The 15374-nt window shown below is 59.9% G+C and carries 11 protein-coding genes, 2 tRNA genes and 1 pseudogene; 7 read left to right on the top strand and 7 right to left on the bottom strand.

The genetic code is table 11. The features are described from left to right. The first annotated feature begins 114 nt into the window (after positions 1–114). The 4 genes and pseudogenes from CK911_RS00835 (at position 115) to pepE (ending at position 5541) form a co-directional block, all read left to right on the top strand. Positions 115–1808, top strand: a pseudogene (locus CK911_RS00835) (LytS/YhcK type 5TM receptor domain-containing protein). Further along, entirely contained in the window at positions 1802–2539 is a 738-nt protein-coding gene (gene btsR, locus CK911_RS00830; RefSeq protein ID WP_033136215.1) for a two-component system response regulator BtsR, read from the top strand. Before CK911_RS00835 ends, btsR begins: the two are co-directional and overlap by 7 nt. 217 nt (positions 2540–2756) lie before the next feature. Then, positions 2757–4565 carry a carbon starvation protein A gene (locus tag CK911_RS00825; protein ID WP_098968662.1) on the top strand — a complete coding sequence of 603 codons (1809 nt, stop codon included), beginning with the start codon at positions 2757–2759 and terminating at the stop codon, positions 4563–4565. A 250-nt stretch (positions 4566–4815) separates the two neighbouring features. Continuing rightward, positions 4816–5541 carry a dipeptidase PepE gene (gene pepE, locus CK911_RS00820; protein WP_098968661.1) on the top strand — a complete coding sequence of 242 codons (726 nt, stop codon included), beginning with the start codon at positions 4816–4818 and terminating at the stop codon, positions 5539–5541. Between the two features lie 120 nt (positions 5542–5661). On the opposite strand, the gene CK911_RS00815 is transcribed toward pepE, so the two are convergent. The 3 genes from CK911_RS00815 to dnaB form a co-directional block, all read right to left on the bottom strand. Continuing rightward, entirely contained in the window at positions 5662–6081 is a 420-nt protein-coding gene (locus CK911_RS00815; RefSeq protein WP_098968660.1) for a secondary thiamine-phosphate synthase enzyme YjbQ, read from the bottom strand. Then, positions 6081–7154 (bottom strand): alanine racemase, encoded by a 1074-nt coding sequence (gene alr, locus CK911_RS00810; protein WP_098968659.1) that lies wholly within the window; start codon positions 7152–7154, stop codon positions 6081–6083. The genes CK911_RS00815 and alr overlap by 1 nt, the downstream gene beginning before the upstream one ends. Positions 7155–7354: 200 nt before the next feature. Next, positions 7355–8749 carry a replicative DNA helicase gene (gene dnaB / locus CK911_RS00805; protein WP_042021740.1) on the bottom strand — a complete coding sequence of 465 codons (1395 nt, stop codon included), beginning with the start codon at positions 8747–8749 and terminating at the stop codon, positions 7355–7357. A gap of 363 nt (positions 8750–9112) precedes the next feature. On the opposite strand from dnaB, the gene CK911_RS00795 reads away from it, so the two are divergent. Continuing rightward, a complete protein-coding gene (locus tag CK911_RS00795; protein WP_068976889.1) occupies positions 9113–9973 on the top strand; it encodes a Tim44 domain-containing protein in 861 nt (286 codons plus the stop codon). Between the two features lie 178 nt (positions 9974–10151). Here the strand turns inward: CK911_RS00795 and CK911_RS00790 are convergent, their stop codons facing one another. The 3 genes from CK911_RS00790 to CK911_RS00775 all read right to left on the bottom strand — a co-directional run bounded on the left by CK911_RS00790 (position 10152) and on the right by CK911_RS00775 (position 12009). Continuing rightward, complete coding sequence (locus tag CK911_RS00790) at positions 10152–11426, bottom strand: alpha/beta hydrolase (protein ID WP_098968657.1); 1275 nt, start codon at positions 11424–11426, stop codon at positions 10152–10154. Positions 11427–11853: 427 nt separating this feature from the next. Beyond that, positions 11854–11929: transfer RNA gene (locus CK911_RS00780), tRNA-Asn, on the bottom strand. Positions 11930–11933: 4 nt separating this feature from the next. Beyond that, positions 11934–12009, bottom strand: a tRNA-Phe gene (locus CK911_RS00775). Between the two features lie 264 nt (positions 12010–12273). Between CK911_RS00775 and rraB the strand changes: the two genes are divergently transcribed. Beyond that, positions 12274–12609 (top strand): ribonuclease E inhibitor RraB, encoded by a 336-nt coding sequence (rraB, locus tag CK911_RS00770; RefSeq protein ID WP_042021758.1) that lies wholly within the window; start codon positions 12274–12276, stop codon positions 12607–12609. Positions 12610–12699: 90 nt separating this feature from the next. Here the strand turns inward: rraB and CK911_RS00765 are convergent, their stop codons facing one another. Next, a complete protein-coding gene (locus CK911_RS00765) occupies positions 12700–14655 on the bottom strand; it encodes an EAL domain-containing protein (protein ID WP_098968655.1) in 1956 nt (651 codons plus the stop codon). Between the two features lie 184 nt (positions 14656–14839). On the opposite strand from CK911_RS00765, the gene CK911_RS00760 reads away from it, so the two are divergent. Then, positions 14840–15334 (top strand): hypothetical protein, encoded by a 495-nt coding sequence (locus tag CK911_RS00760; RefSeq protein ID WP_068976891.1) that lies wholly within the window; start codon positions 14840–14842, stop codon positions 15332–15334. The last annotated feature ends 40 nt before the right edge of the window (positions 15335–15374 follow it).

Genomic DNA, 15374 nt, shown 5'->3' with positions numbered 1-15374 from the left:
TCTGCAAATCGTGCGCTACGCCACCATTCCGATAACCCTGCCTTGCAAGGGGGTATGGGGTTTGCTAATACTCCGCGTCCATTAAATGACCAACCATTACCGGGGCAATGAGCCGTGGCATTTGAACAATTCACTCTGGTGATCTCGCTGTTCCAGCAGCTCTGCGTCTATCTGGTGATCGCCTGGCTGCTCTCCAAGACGCCGCTGTTCATGCCGCTCACTCAGGTGACCCTGAGCTGGCCCCACAAGATCCTCTGCTACCTCATCTTCTCCGGCTTCTGTGTCATGGGTACCTACTTTGGTCTGAGGGTAGAGGACTCCATCGCCAATACCCGTGCCATCGGTGCCGTGCTGGGGGCATCGTCGGCGGCCCGGTGGTGGGGCTGTTGGTGGGACTCACCGGCGGCATCCATCGCTACTCGCTGGGAGGCTTTACCGCGCTGGCCTGCACCTTCTCCACCATCGCCGAGGGGCTGCTCGGCGGACTGGTGCACCGCCACTTCGTCGCCCGCCACCGGCTCGATCTGCTGTTCAGCCCCTGGGTGGTGGGGTCGGTGGCCCTGGTCGCCGAGCTGATGCAGATGGGCATCATCCTGCTGGTGGCCCGCCCCCTCGATGACGCCATCCACCTTATCGAGAACATCATTGCTCCCATGCTGGTGGCCAATACCTTGGGGGCCGCCATGTTCATGCGGATGATCCTCGATCACCGCGCCATGCTGGAGAAGTACTCGGTTGCCTTCTCTGCCCGCGCCCTCAAGATTGCCGAGCGGGCGATGCGGGTGCTGGACAAGGGGTTCACCCAGGATGCGTGTCAGCAGATGGCGCGCATCCTCTACGAGGAGACCGGGGTGGGCGCGGTGGCCATCACCGATCGGGAGAAGCTGCTCGCCTTTATCGGCATCGGCGAGGATCACCACCTGCCGGGCACCGCCATCAACTCGGCCCACACTTTCAAGGCAATCCAGCACAACGAGGTGGTCTATGCCGATGGCAACCTCATCCCCTACAGCTGCAACCTGCATCCCCAGTGCCGACTCGGCTCCTCGCTGGTCATTCCGCTGCGGGGGGAAGAGGGGTCCGTGGTGGGCACCATCAAGCTCTACGAACCCAAACGCAAGTTCTTCTCCTCCATCAACCGCACCCTGGGAGAGGGGATCGCCCGGCTGCTCTCCGGCCAGATCCTAGCGGGCAAATACAACGAGCAGAAGCGGCTGTTGGCCCAGTCGGAGATCAAGCTGTTGCAGGCGCAGATCAACCCGCACTTTCTGTTCAACGCCCTCAACACCCTGTCGGCGGTGATCCGGCGCGATCCCGAGAGCGCCCGCACCCTGGTGCACAACCTCTCCACCTTCTTTCGCAAGAACCTCAAGCGGCAAGGGGACGAGGTGACCCTGGCCGACGAGCTGGAGCATGTGAACGCCTATCTGCACATCGAGCAGGCCCGCTTCGCCGAGCACCTGATCGTGCAGATCGACATTCCCGAGTCGCTGCTGGAGTACCGGCTGCCTACCTTCTCCCTGCAACCCATCGTCGAGAACGCGGTCAAGCACGGCATCTCCCAGATGTTCGAACCCGGCCTGCTGACCCTGACCGCCCGGGTTGAGGCGCTGCGGGTGGTGCTGGAGGTGTGCGATAACGCCGGGCTCTATCAGACGAAACAGGAGGGAAGCGGCCTTGGCATGAACATAGTGGATCGGCGCATCAAGGCCCGTTACGGCGCCGAGTACGGGGTCGCCATCGACTGCGTCCCCCATCAATCAACCCGGGTGAGGATCACCCTTCCCCTGCAGGAGAGCCCATGCTGACCGCCCTGATCGTTGACGATGAACCCCTCGCCCGCGAGGAGCTACGCCTGCTGCTGGAGCAGGCGGGCAATATCCGCCTGCTGGGAGAGTGCGCCCACGCCATGGAGGCGCTGCCCGCCATCCACCGCCTCAAACCCGACCTGCTGTTTCTCGACATCCAGATGCCGCGCATCAACGGGCTGGAGCTGGTGAGCATGCTGGATCCGGACTTGCGCCCCCACATCGTTTTCATCACTGCCTACGACGAGTTTGCCCTGCGCGCGTTCGAGGAGAACGCCCTCGACTACCTGCTCAAACCGGTCACCAGTGAGCGGATGAACCGGGCGCTGGAGCGCATCAAGCGGCTGCTCTCGCCAAAAGGTGAGCTGGCCGGTCAGCCGCTGCCGGATCCGTCCCGCATCGCCCAGCCCCTGCGCAGTATCCCCTGCACCGGCCACAACCGCATTCTGCTGCTGCCCCTTGGCGAGGTGGAGTTCATCCACAGCGATCTCACCGGTAACCGGGTGATCAGCGGCCAGCAGCAGGGCACCACCGAACTGACCCTGCGCACCCTGGAGGAGAAGACCGGCTTCGTGCGCTGTCACCGCCAGTACCTGCTCAACCCGGGCCAGATCCGTGAAATCCTGCTGCTCGACGGCGGGCTGGCGGAGGTGGTGACCCAGGGCGGCCACAAGGTACCGGTGAGCCGCCGCTACCTCAAACCTCTCAAAGAGCTGCTCGATATCCCCTGATGGAGCGGGACGCTTAACTCCGCTCCTGCTCTGCCAGCGACCACTCACCCGCTGACCACGGCCGTCGGCACACCCGCCAAACCACTCGGGGTCGCTGTTCTGCCACTCGCGGGCGGCCCTCTGCCACTGACCTTTTCTTCGCTCCCCTTTCCCCACCGCATGAGTAGAGTGCAGCCTGAGCCCGGCCAGACTGGCCACAGGAAAAGGAAACTCCCCCATGCAACACGCAATCACTTTTGTCATTGCGGCCCTCTGCATCCTCGCCATCGCATATCGCCTCTACGGCATGTTCTTTGTGCGCAAGGTGCTGCAGGCTGACGACAAACTGGTCACCCCCTCCCACCAGCTGGAAGATGGCAAGAACTATGTGCCGACCAACAAGTGGGTCAACTTCGGCCAGCACTTCGCCGCCATCGCTGCTGCCGGTCCGCTGGTCGGCCCGGTGCTGGCGGCCCAGTACGGCTACCTGCCGAGCTTTCTCTGGCTGCTGATCGGCTGCGTTATCGGCGGCGCGGTGCACGACACAGTCGTGCTGTTTGCCTCCATGAAGCATCAGGGCAAGTCTCTCTCCGAGGTGGCCAAGGCAGAGCTTGGCCCCATCGCCGGCTGGTGCACGGGCCTTGCGATGCTGTTCATCATCACCATCACCATGGCGGGCCTCTCCATGGTGGTGGTGCACGCGCTGGAGCGTAACGCCTGGGGCGTGTTCGCGGTGTTCATGACCATCCCCATCTCCATGGTGGTGGGAATTTGGCACAAGCTGACCGGCAACCTGCAAGCCGCCTCCTGGGTCGGGTTTGCCGCCGTGCTGGCCTGCGTCTTCTTCGGCCCCTACGTGCAGGAGAGCGCCTTCGGTGCCTGGCTGACCCTGCGGGCCGAGACCATCAGTCTGGCGCTGCCCATCTACGCCTTCTTTGCCACTGCGCTGCCGGTCTGGCTGCTGCTCACCCCGCGCGGCTACATCTCCAGCTTTATGAAGATCGGTGTATTCGGCGCGCTGGTGATCGGCGTTATCTGCATCAACCCGGAGATCCAGTTCCCCGCCATGACCCAGTTTGTCCACGGCGGCGGCCCGGTACTGGGTGGCCCGGTCTGGCCCTTTATCTCCATCACCATCGCCTGTGGCGCCATCTCCGGCTTCCACGCCTTTATCGGCTCAGGCACCACCCCGAAACTGGTGGACAAGTGGAATGACATTCTGCCGGTCGCCTTCGGTGCCATGCTGGCCGAGTGCGTGGTGGGCGTGATGGCGCTGATCGCCGCCACCGCCCTGCATCCGGCTGACTACTTCGCCATCAACGCCACCCCGGAGGCCTTCGCCAAACTGGGGATGCAGGTGGTGGATCTGCCGTTCCTCTCCCAAGAAATCGGCATGGATCTGAACGGTCGCACCGGTGGCGCCGTCACCCTGGCGGTGGGCATGTCCTACATCTTCACCAAGGTGCCCTGGTTCAGTAACCTCGCCTCCTACTTCTTCCAGTTCGTGGTGATGTTTGAAGCGGTCTTTATCCTGACGGCTGTCGACTCCGGCACCCGGGTCTCCCGCTACCTCATTCAGGACTTCTTCGGCGAGTTCTACCCGCCCCTCAAGCGCATCGACTGGATGCCGGGCGCCATCGGGGCCAGCGTGCTCGCCTGCGTGATGTGGGGGTATCTGCTGATGTCCGGTGATATCGGATCTGTGTGGGCGCTGTTCGGGGTATCGAACCAGCTGATGGCCTCGGTGGGCCTGATCATAGGTGCCACCATCATCTTGCGACTGGCCAGCAAGCGCCGCTACATGCTGACCTGCCTCATCCCGCTGGCCTACCTGTTCGTCACCGTCAACTACGCCGGTTACTGGATGATGAGCAACGTCTACTTCAACTCGGCGGCCAAGGGTTACAACCCGATGAACGGCATCATCTCCCTCATCATGCTGGTGCTGGGAATGCTGATCCTGCTCTCCGCCCTGCGCAAATGGAGCGAGCTGTGGAAGCTGCGTCAGCAGCCCTCCTACAAGGTGGTTGAAGCGACCGCCTCCTGATGGGCGAGTGGCTTTACCCCTGACATGACCCCGCTGCGGCGGGGTCTTTTATTGGCAAGGGGTGGCGCGTTGACCACGGCTCATTAATCCACCGCTTGGCATGACATCACCCATCCATAGCGGTTGAATGGGCCCCCCGATCACAGAACCGCCGCGCCAATGGTGGTAGCATGCCCCCTCTTGCCATCCGGCCGCACGGCGGATCCGGTGGCCCTCCCTCCTCCGCTTTCACTTTTTGAGGAACGATTTGATGGAACTGCTTCTGCTAAGCAATGGTAAAGCCAACGAATTTCCGGGTCTGCTCGGCTGGGCCCGCGACCGGGTTCAGAGCCTGCTGGCCCGCAAACCGGTCAAACGCATTCTGCTTATCCCCTACGCGGTGATCCGCAGCGACTGGGATGCCCGCGCCAATGATCTCACCGAGAGCCTCGGGATCGAGACCATCAGCATTCATCACTTCGACGATCCGGTCGATGCCGTCAATCAGGCCGACGCCATCTTTATCAGCGGTGGCAACACCTGGCGCCTCAACCAGCTGCTGCACGAAAATGGCCTGATCGTGCCGATCCAGCGTGCCGTGCGCGAACGTGGCGTCCCCTATGTGGGCTGGAGCGCCGGTTGCAACGTGGCGACCCCGAGCATCCGCACCACCAACGACATGCCGGTCTGCAACGCCGCCGTGCTGCCTGCGCTGGGCCTGTTCCCGCTGCAGATCAACCCGCACTATCTGGACGCCAGCATCAGCGGCCACATGGGCGAGACCCGCGACGAGCGTCTGGCGGAATTCTGCGCCATCAACCAGAGCGAATATGTGGTGGCCCTGCGCGAAGCGAGCCTGCTGCAGATCAGTGGTGACACCATCGAGTACTGGAGCGCCCGCGATCAGGACTTCAAGATCTTCAAACACGGCCAGGAGCCGCAAGCCTTTATGGACGCGAGCCCCTTGGCCGAGCTGACCCCCTTCAAGGTCGGCTGAGCCACGAAGAGCACCGCACCACTGGCAAGCGGGTAACGCACAACCCTGTAGAAACGACAGAGGGATGGCTCGGCGCCATCCCTCTTTTTATCTTGTTCTTTTGACTCAATACCGACCTGACTACTCCCCCTGCAGAGTCACCAGCACCTTGCGGGCACCGCCATCGACACGATGCTCGCCAAGCCAGATCCCCTGCCAGGTGCCGAGCGCCAGCTGACCATCGCGGATCGGCAGCAGCAGGCTCACCCCGAGCAGGGAGGATTTGATATGGGCGGGCATGTCATCCGGCCCCTCATAGGTGTGGCGATAGTAGGGGGCATCTGCCGGCGCCAGCCGATGCAGATGGGCCTCCATATCGCTGCGCACGCTGGGATCGCAATTCTCGTTGAGGGTGAGCGAGGCGGAGGTGTGTTGCAGCAGCAGGTGCGCCATGCCGATCCGGTAATCCGCCAGCATCGGCAGCTTGGGCACCAGCTCGTCCGTCACCAGATGAAAGCCCCGCGAACGGGGCTTCAGGGTCAACAGGCACTGCTGCCACATCAGACGTATTCCATAAAGACGCGGGAGGTGAGCTTGGTGATGAGCTCGTAGGGGATGGTGCCAATCTCGTCGGCCACCCGCTCCACCGGCAGCCCCTCGCCCCACAGCACCGCCTCGTCACCGGCCTTGTCGGTGGCGCCAGGCCCGAGATCGACCGTGCTCATATCCATGGAGACACGCCCCACCAGCGGCACGATGCGACCGTTGATCAGCACGGAAGTACCATTGGGCGCCATGCGCGGATAGCCGTCACCGTAGCCGATGGCGATCACCCCGAGCCGGGTATCGCGATCCGCCACCCAGTTAGCGCCATAGCCCACCGGCTCGCCCGCCTTGTGATCCCGTACCGCAATCAGTTGTGTCTTGAGGGTCATCACCGGCTGCAGGTCATAATCGGCCGCCACAGTGTTGGGGAACGGAGATACGCCGTAGAGGATGACGCCGGGGCGAACCCAGTCGCAGTGGGAGTCCGGCCAGGCCAGAATACCCGCCGAGTTGGCCATGGCCCGCTCGCCTGCCAGCGGCGCCGTCAGGCGGCTAAAGAGATCAATCTGCTCGCGGGTGGTGGGCTGCTCCAGCTCATCGGAGCGGCTGAAGTGGGTCATGATGTTGAACGGCTGTACCACGTTCTTGCACTTGCCGAGTCGTTCGATAAAAGCAGGCATCTCGTCGGCGCGCACCCCGAGGCGGTGCATGCCGGTGTCGAGCTTGAGCCAGGCCACAACGGGGGCTGGCAACTCGACCTGCTCCAGCGCTTCGAGCTGCTCCCAGGTGTGGACCGCAGTCTGCAGGTTGTTGGCCGCCAGCACCGGCAGATCGTCGGCGGAGAAGAAGCCCTCCAGCAGCACGATGGGCTTGACCACGGCGCAGGAGCGCAGCATCAGCGCCTCTTCGATCCGGGCCACCGCATAGGCATCCGCATCCACCAGGGTGCGGGCGACCGGCAGCAGTCCGTGGCCATAGGCGTTGGCCTTGACCACAGCGATGATCTTGCAAGCGGGAGCGTGGCGCTTGACCACGGCGAGGTTGTGGCGCAAGGCCGCAGTGTTGATTTGGGCAGTAGCCGCTTTCATGGTTTTCCCTTACGAGGGCACAAATGGTCTCCCCCTCATCGGGCCGAAGACCGCCACTCACTTATCGTCGTCGAAGGCCGGACCGGCATAATTGTCGAACCGGGAAAACAGGCCCTGACCGGCTGCCTCTCAGTGAATGGCAAGCGGGTCAGGGCGGTGGCGGCAATCCTGACTATCAGGATTGCCTTACTTGTTACTTATCAATAATCGTCATCAAACGCCGGGCCGGCATAGTTGTCGAACCGGGAGAACTGACCCTGAAAGGTGAGGCGCACACGCCCGATAGGGCCGTTACGCTGCTTGCCGATGATGATCTCGGCAATCCCCTTGTCAGGACTGTCATCGTGATAAACCTCATCACGATAGATAAACATGATCAAATCCGCATCTTGCTCGATGGAGCCCGATTCACGAAGATCCGAGTTGACCGGACGCTTGTCGGCCCGCTGTTCCAGACTTCGGTTCAGCTGGGAGAGCGCCACCACCGGGCACTGCAGCTCTTTCGCCAAGGCCTTGAGGGAGCGGGAGATCTCGCCGATCTCCAGCGTCCGGTTATCAGACAATGCAGGGACTCGCATCAGCTGCAAGTAGTCGATCATGATCATCGAGAGGCCACCGTGCTCACGGGCAATCCGGCGGGCGCGGGAGCGCACATCGGTCGGGGTGAGGCCGGAGGCGTCATCGATATACATCTTGCCCTTCTCGAGCAGCAAGCCCATGGTGGACGAGAGCCGCCCCCAATCCTCATCATCGAGTTGACCGGTCCGCACCTTGGTCTGATCGATACGACCGACCGAGGCGAGCATACGCATGATGATCTGCTCGGAGGGCATCTCCAGCGAGAAGATGAGCACTGGTTTGTCGGCGGTGAGGGCCGCATGTTCGCACAGGTTCATGGCAAAAGTGGTCTTGCCCATGGAGGGACGGGCCGCCACGATAATCAAATCCGAACGTTGCAAACCGGCGGTCATCTTGTCGAGATCGCCGTAACCGCTCGACACCCCGGTCACGCCATTGTGGGGGGTCTTGAACAGCTCTTCAATCTTGTCGACGGTCTGCTCGAGAATGACCTTGAGGGGCTGGGGCCCTTCATTGGCGCTGGTGCGCTGCTCGGCAATCTTGAATACCTTGCTCTCGGCCAGGTCGAGCAGGTCACCTGAGGTGCGCCCTTGGGGCTCGTAGCCCGCTTCGACTATCTCGTTGGCGACCGAGATCATCTCCCGCACTACCGCCCGCTCACGCACGATCTCGGCGTAAGCGTTGATATTGGCAGCGCTCGGGGTGTTCTTGGCGATCTCCACCAGATAGGCGAAGCCACCTGACTCCTCCAGCTGTTCGGATCGCTCCAGCTCCTCCTGCAGAGTGATGAGATCAATGGGGTTGCCCACATTGGAGAGGCGAGTCATGGCCTGGAAGATCAACCGGTGCGGACGGCTGTAGAAATCCTTGTCGATCACCCGCTCTGCGACCCGATCCCAGGCGTCGTTATCCAGCATCAAACCGCCCAGAACGGACTGCTCGGCCTCAAAAGAGTGGGGAGGAACTTTCAGCTGTTGTGTCTTGGCGTCTTTTTTCGCCGTCACTTGCTCTGCCATACACATAAAAACCGCAGCGGGAAGGGGACGGGAATTTTACAAAAGAAAGCCAGAGACGGCGAGCCCTATCTGGCGGCTCATACCATCATAAAGGGCCAAATGAGGGCTTGTTCCTCTTTAGCGGTTTTGATTTTGCTACGCATTTTGCGCGCCTTGCGACTCAATCGTCTGTTTTTCATGCTGCGTGTTCCCTATCGTTGACGCCAACCCCAAACGATCTCGTTCATGAATAATTCATGCCAATGGTGATATTGATCAATACAGGCTGCGACACATTTAGGGACAGGCAGCCTGCAATGCGCCTTGCTGAGCTTGCCAAAGCAGAGCATGCCCCACCCACAGACGAGAGTGAAAAGAGTCAAAATGAAAAAGATGCTGACCCTGTTTGCCATGATCCTGGCCATTGGCCTGGGGGCACCTCACGCCGAAGCCAAGAAATTTGGTGGCGGCAAATCCTTTGGTAAAAGTTACAAAACTGCGCCGGCCCAACCTGCGGCCAAACCGGTCGACAACAAGAATCCGACCCTGGGCGCCCAAACTCCGCCGAAAAAGAGCGGCATGATGGGTGGCCTGCTGGGTGGCCTGTTGGCCGGTGGTCTGTTTGCCTACCTGCTGGGCAGCGGTGCCTTTGAAGGTCTGCAAGGTATGGATATGCTGCTGATCGCCGCACTGGCGCTGGGTGCCGTGTTCCTGCTGCGCGCCTTGCGCCGGGGCAAGGTCGCGACGCCACAGCCACAACAGGCAGCCTATGCGGGTTATCAACCACCGCAATCCGCTGCCCCGCAGCAGTTCGAGCAGAGCAACAGCGCACCGCAAGCCACCGGCTTTGCTGACAGCGATGTGCCGTTCCGCTTGCCGCCCGGCTTTGACATGAACGGCTTTTTGGCCGGGGCCCGCGATCACTATCGCACCCTGCAAGAAGCATGGAACAAGAACGATCTGGAAAAAGTACGCGAGTACGTGAGCCCGGAGCTGTTTGAACAGCTCAAAGCCGAGCGCGCCGAACTGACTGGCGACCAGCATACCGAAGTGATGTATGTGGATACCCAGCTGGTACGTGCTGACTATGGCAGCGACTGGGCCCAGGTGAGCGTACGCTTCAGCGGCCGCTACATGGACCGCCAGGAGCAGGTCGAGGATGACATCAAAGAGGTATGGCACCTCGAGCGTAATCTGGCCAAAGATAATGCACCTTGGCATATCGCAGGTATCGAGCAGCTGTAAGGCTTAACGCCCATCGGTCTGTAATAACGCAAGAGGCGGCCAATCGGCCGCCTCTTCTCATTTCATCCCCGATCATGTTTATCGTCGATTGTGGCTACCCGCCAGATGGTGTGCGCCCAATGGCAAAGGGCTGTCATCTCATGACCACAGCCTCTGCCTGGTACATTCGCGCCGAGCCTCAGCGATCCCGGTTCAGGGCAATCAGTCGATCGAGCACCACCTCACCATCGGCACGCAAGCCGTTGTGCTCATATTCATTGGTGATCCAGGCGCGGCTGCAGCCAAGGCCCCGCAGGGTTTCCCGGCTGTAGTCAAACTCCACATACATATCCTCGGCATAGACGGCGCAGGCCACCGGTACCTTGTTGCGCGCAAGTTGGGCAGGGTCATAGAGCGCACCCCAGTCCGCCTTGTTGGCCAGCAGATGAGCCGCCTCCTTGAGAGGCAGCAACTCGCGGAACTGCTCGAACATCCAGGGGAAGATCATCTCGCCGGTGAAGGCAAAATCCTTGCCCGCCGCCCAGTTCAGCGCCGGGAACTCCCCTCTGACCCGCGCCGCGGCCCAGCGGGTTGCCTCTCCTTCGGCGTAGATGGCCTCGTGCAGGATGGCAAACAGCGGGTTGGTATTGAATGGCTGCATGCTCTGCACCTGATAAAGGAAGGCCGGGTTCAGCTTGTCGCCCATAAATGCCCCCTCCAGCAGATAGTAAAGATCATCAAATGCACCGCTGGCCCCCAGATCCAGCCCTTGCTGCTGCAGCTGCTCCACCGTCAGCCGCTGTCCGTTGGGCAGCCGTACATCATGCAGGTGGAGGTGGTTGGCCAGCCGGTTAGCGATGGCCTGGGCGTGGGGAAAACGGGCGAAGAAGGCGCGATTCTTGTCTGCCACTCGCTGATAGGTAGCGCGATAAACCTCTTCTGCGCTGCGACCGATGGGAGCAATACCGCCGGTGATATAGACCTCCCGTAAACTGTCGGGATAGAGCGAGAGATAGGTGAGGCAGCAGAACCCGCCAAAGCTCTGACCCAACAGGCTCCAGCGATGCTTGGGGCTGAGCTCCTGTCGAATGAACTCGGCATCCTGCACTATGCTGTCGGCGCGAAAGTGGCTGAGGTAATCCGCCTGCTCAACGGGGGTCATCTTGGCCAGCGCATGGGCGTGAATGGGGCTCGACATGCCGGTGCCACGCTGATCGAGCAGCAATACTCTGAACTCCTGCAACGCCCGCTTGAGCCAGCCACTGTTGACGGTCGGACGCGGCGCGCCAAACCCCGGCCCCCCTTGTAAAAACAGCAGCCAGGGCAGCGACTCATCGAGCTTGTCTTTGCGACAGAGGGTACGGGCAAACAGGGTGATGCTGTCACCATCCGGATCATCATGATCAAGGGGGACGGTAAAAAAGTGCGGCTCGCAGTGGATGCCGTCCAGTACATAGCGCAAGGGGCTGTTCATCAGGGATCTCTCCGTCAGGATGGGAACATCTCTCACCCCATCATAACCTTGGCCAAAAGCGGGGTCACTCCGGTTTTTCAAAATATCAACAATGGTTTAAACACCAATATGGGGCCTGACAAACTGCGGTTCGCGGCTGCTGAATTAATTGTTCTCGGGAGATATTGACGCCATGCAGCCATTCAACAAAGATGGCCTGCCTGAACAGGAGTTCAGGTGTTCAGGCCATAAAACGGATAAGGGAATGTGATGAAGCCAAAGTGGGTCAGGGCCAGAAAGAGAGAGAAAAAAGCATGCCCAGGCAGCATGTTGCAAACAGGTATGTTGCTGTTCAGCGCCACCTGCGGGGCGACCCTGTTTTTAGCTGCCTGCAACGGGAATTAACAGATGAAAAAAAGCCCGCTCGATTGAGCGGGCTTTTCGAATTTGGCTCCTCCTACTGGACTTGAACCAGTGACATACGGATTAACAGTCCGCCGTTCTACCGACTGAACTAAGGAGGAATTTTGGTGCCCAGAGACGGAATCGAACCGCCGACACGGGGATTTTCAATCCCCTGCTCTACCGACTGAGCTATCTGGGCAACGGCGCGCATTAAACCCTTTCTGCGGTACGGTGTCAACAAGATGCCACGATAAAAAATGCGTTCGCTCAACAACTGAACGTCAAGGCCATTTATTCACCAAAACCTTATCATTTCACAGCCTTAGCTGTGGTTGCGCGGCATATATACGCTGCCAATCTCATGGAAAATAGCAGCTCCGTCGCTCAGCCGCATTGAGCCAAATCCACTCTGCGAGTATGCTTTGCCGCAATGATACCGCCTGGAGGCAACATGAGTCTGAATATGCAAGAGTGGCGCGACGAAGCCGCCGAGATCGTTAACGAACTGCTGGCCGATGGTAGCAATCCTGAAGCAGATTACGAAATTGAGCACCACTTCGCCTGCCAGGACTTCGACCGTCTGGAAAAAGCCGCGGTTGACCTGTTCAAGGCTGGTTTTGAAGTGACTGATGCCGAAGAGATGGAGCTGGATGACGGCGCAACTATCTTCTGCTTCGACGCCACCATCGAGTGCAAGCTGAATGTCGATGCTATCGTTGCCGATATCGCCAAGATGCTGCCTATCCTCGAAAAATACGGGGTGGATTACGATGGCTGGGGCACCTACTTCCAGGATTGATCCGCTGCTGCAATAAACAATGAGGCCACCTTATCGGTGGCCTCATTGTTTTTCACCCTTGAGGTTGCACACCTCATCACGGCGAACCTCTCACTCCAGATAACTGGCTGCAAACTCGGCAGGTGGCAGCGGGCGGCTAAACAGATAGCCCTGCAACCGATCACAGCCCGCCTCGGTCAGCCACTGCTGCTGCTCTGGCGTCTCCACCCCTTCGGCAGTGATGCAGATCCCCAACTCGTGGCCCAGACCGATCACCGAACGCACGATGGCGGTGGTCGCTGTATTGCTCGCCAGCCCCTGCGTGAAGCTGCGATCCAGCTTTAGAGTCGCCACCTGCAAACGTGGCAGATAGGCCAGCGAGCAGTAACCGGTACCGAAATCATCGATGGCCAGCTGAAAACCCGCGGCGATCAGGTTGTCGAGATTGGTCTCAATCTCGTCGGCATTTTCCATCAATACCCCCTCGGTGATCTCCAGCTCCAGCTGACTAGCCTTGAGCCCATGCAGGGCGATACAAGCGGATACCCGCTCACAAAGCGCCGGATCGCGAAACTGCAAAGGAGAGAGATTGATGGAGAGCACCATCTCTGGCTGGATGTTTTGCCACTGCGCCAACTGGGCACAACCCTGCTCCAGCATCAGCTGACCCAGCTGACCAATCACCCCCATCTCTTCCGCAAGCGGAATAAACTCCTCGGGGGAGATCATCCCAAGCTCTGGATGAGGCCAGCGGCAAAGCAACTCGGCACCATGCAGCCGGTGAGTGCGAGTACAGATGATGGGCTGATAGACGGCAACCAACTGGGCGGACTTGATGGCCAGCGGCAACTGGGCGGTGATCAGCTGACGCCGCTTGAGCCGGGCATGCAGCGCGGGATCAAACAAAGTGCAGTACTGCTGCTGCCGCTTGCCCTGGGCCAGCGCCGCCTCGGCATGGCTGAGCAACCGTTCGGCATCGCTTGCCTTCCCCTGCGCCAGCCCCAAAAATACCGGGATCTGGATACGATGCTCTTCCACCTGATAGTGCTCCATCAACTGCTGCTGCAGATGCTGGCTCCAGTCTTGAAGCGGTTCATTCAAGTCTGGCAGTAACAGACTGAAATCATCGGCAGCCACCCGGCAAAGCAGAGAGCGCGGTGGAACCAACTGCTGCAACCGCTTGGCAACCTGGCTGAGCAGGCGATCGGCAATCCGGATCCCGAAGCGATCATTGATCTCGCGAAAATGGTGCAGATCGACCAGCACCAGGGTGGCGTTGCGTCCCCCCAGATGACGGCAGGTCAGCAAGAAACGAGAGAGTTTGAGCAGCCCGGTCAGGCTGTCGTAGTGCTGCTCCTGTTGCAACTGGGCCTGAGTGGTTCGCAGGCCGGTGATATCACGGCCCAGCGTCAAGACCCCGAGGGAGTGGCCATCACCATCAGGCACATCGACCCGGGTGATCTCCATGTGCCGCCCCTGCCCTCTGGCATCCAGCAGACAACACTCGCCATTACCCATCCCCTGCGGCGCTGCCAGCCGGAACGGCAGCTGCTGACCAAGCACCTCATCCACCCCCTGACCGATAAAGTCGAGGAATGCCTGATTGCACTCCAGCAACACGCCATCGTGATCATCAAAACGGATCAGATCAGGAATGGCATCGAGCAAAAAACGCTGCAGTAGCTGCTGCTGTTTGACTGTCTGTTCGAGGTTTTTACGCTGGGCAATTTCGTTGACCACCCCAAACACTGCATATGCCTCTCCCTGGGGGTTATAAAGCGGCACCTTGTGGATCTCGACCCAACAGGTATTGCCGCCACTCTTGCAGTGCAACTGCTGATAGAGCAAGGGGACTCTACCTGCCAGCACCTGCTCATCCTCGCCGCGAAAGACATCTCCCCAAGGCATATCCGCATCCGTCTTGCCGACCACCTCGGCAGAGGATGCCATTTGCGCCTCAAGCACAAACATCCGATTGGCGAACAGATAGCGCCCATGGCTATCCCGACAAAAGATACTCATAGGCAATTGGTCGATGATCTGCTGCAGCAGATCTGGAGTGAACATGTGGGTCACGGCGGCGCTTATGGAGGAATTTCGAGCAAATCTATGATAGCAAACCTATTTTGTAAAGCGCCCCGATCCCCTCCCATGACATCCGTTTCAGGATGCTTGCTGACAGAGGTTGTCGCTCCGGCGATAATAGGTGCCGGTTGGCCTATGGCCAGGTGATATGGACGAGAGAGACACAATGAAAAAAATAATGGGAAGTGCGCTGGCGCTGCTGCTGGCTGGTTGTGCGGGTGACAATAACGGCGGTGAAGAGTATCGCTACAACCCGCCGATTGCCAAGGCTACCAACAACACTCAGGAGATGGCGATCCCGGTAGATCTGGTGTGGGCACGTGCCGAGAAGTGGTTCACTGATCACGGCCTCACCATCGAAAATAGCCAGCGTGGTGCCGGCCTGATGACCGCCAACGTCAACCAGTCAGCCGATGGGCTGGAGTGGCTCGATTGCGGTACCATGGGTTCCAAAGTTGCACTGGGCAACCCGAACTTGCAGATCAACCTGATCATCACCCAAAGCGGCAATAGCAGCGTGGCGACCGTCAACGTCAAGGGCAACACCGAGCTGTTCTTCGTTGAATCCTCAGGCGAGCGGGTAGCGGCCCCTTCCATCAAACCGGTCTGCGTCTCCCGCGGTTCTCTGGAGCAGAGTCTGTTTGCCACCCTCGGCAACTGATATTCCCGGCATCGAGATATAAAAAAGCGGCAGATTGCTC

Source organism: Aeromonas sp. CU5 (assembly GCF_002586745.1).
Taxonomy (GTDB): domain Bacteria; phylum Pseudomonadota; class Gammaproteobacteria; order Enterobacterales; family Aeromonadaceae; genus Aeromonas; species Aeromonas sobria.
The sequence above is the reverse complement of the archived record's forward strand: the minus strand, read 5'-3'. Positions and strand labels throughout refer to the sequence as shown.

Coding starts and splice junctions, on each gene's coding strand:
- CK911_RS00760 (WP_068976891.1), top strand. CDS start 14,840: ATGAAAAAAATAATGGGAAGTGCGCTGGCGCTGCTGCTGGCTGGTTGT.
- CK911_RS00825 (WP_098968662.1), top strand. CDS start 2,757: ATGCAACACGCAATCACTTTTGTCATTGCGGCCCTCTGCATCCTCGCC.
- pepE (WP_098968661.1), top strand. CDS start 4,816: ATGGAACTGCTTCTGCTAAGCAATGGTAAAGCCAACGAATTTCCGGGT.
- dnaB (WP_042021740.1), bottom strand. CDS start 8,749: ATGGCAGAGCAAGTGACGGCGAAAAAAGACGCCAAGACACAACAGCTG.
- CK911_RS00765 (WP_098968655.1), bottom strand. CDS start 14,655: ATGTTCACTCCAGATCTGCTGCAGCAGATCATCGACCAATTGCCTATG.
- alr (WP_098968659.1), bottom strand. CDS start 7,154: ATGAAAGCGGCTACTGCCCAAATCAACACTGCGGCCTTGCGCCACAAC.
- btsR (WP_033136215.1), top strand. CDS start 1,802: ATGCTGACCGCCCTGATCGTTGACGATGAACCCCTCGCCCGCGAGGAG.
- rraB (WP_042021758.1), top strand. CDS start 12,274: ATGCAAGAGTGGCGCGACGAAGCCGCCGAGATCGTTAACGAACTGCTG.
- CK911_RS00815 (WP_098968660.1), bottom strand. CDS start 6,081: ATGTGGCAGCAGTGCCTGTTGACCCTGAAGCCCCGTTCGCGGGGCTTT.
- CK911_RS00795 (WP_068976889.1), top strand. CDS start 9,113: ATGAAAAAGATGCTGACCCTGTTTGCCATGATCCTGGCCATTGGCCTG.
- CK911_RS00790 (WP_098968657.1), bottom strand. CDS start 11,426: ATGAACAGCCCCTTGCGCTATGTACTGGACGGCATCCACTGCGAGCCG.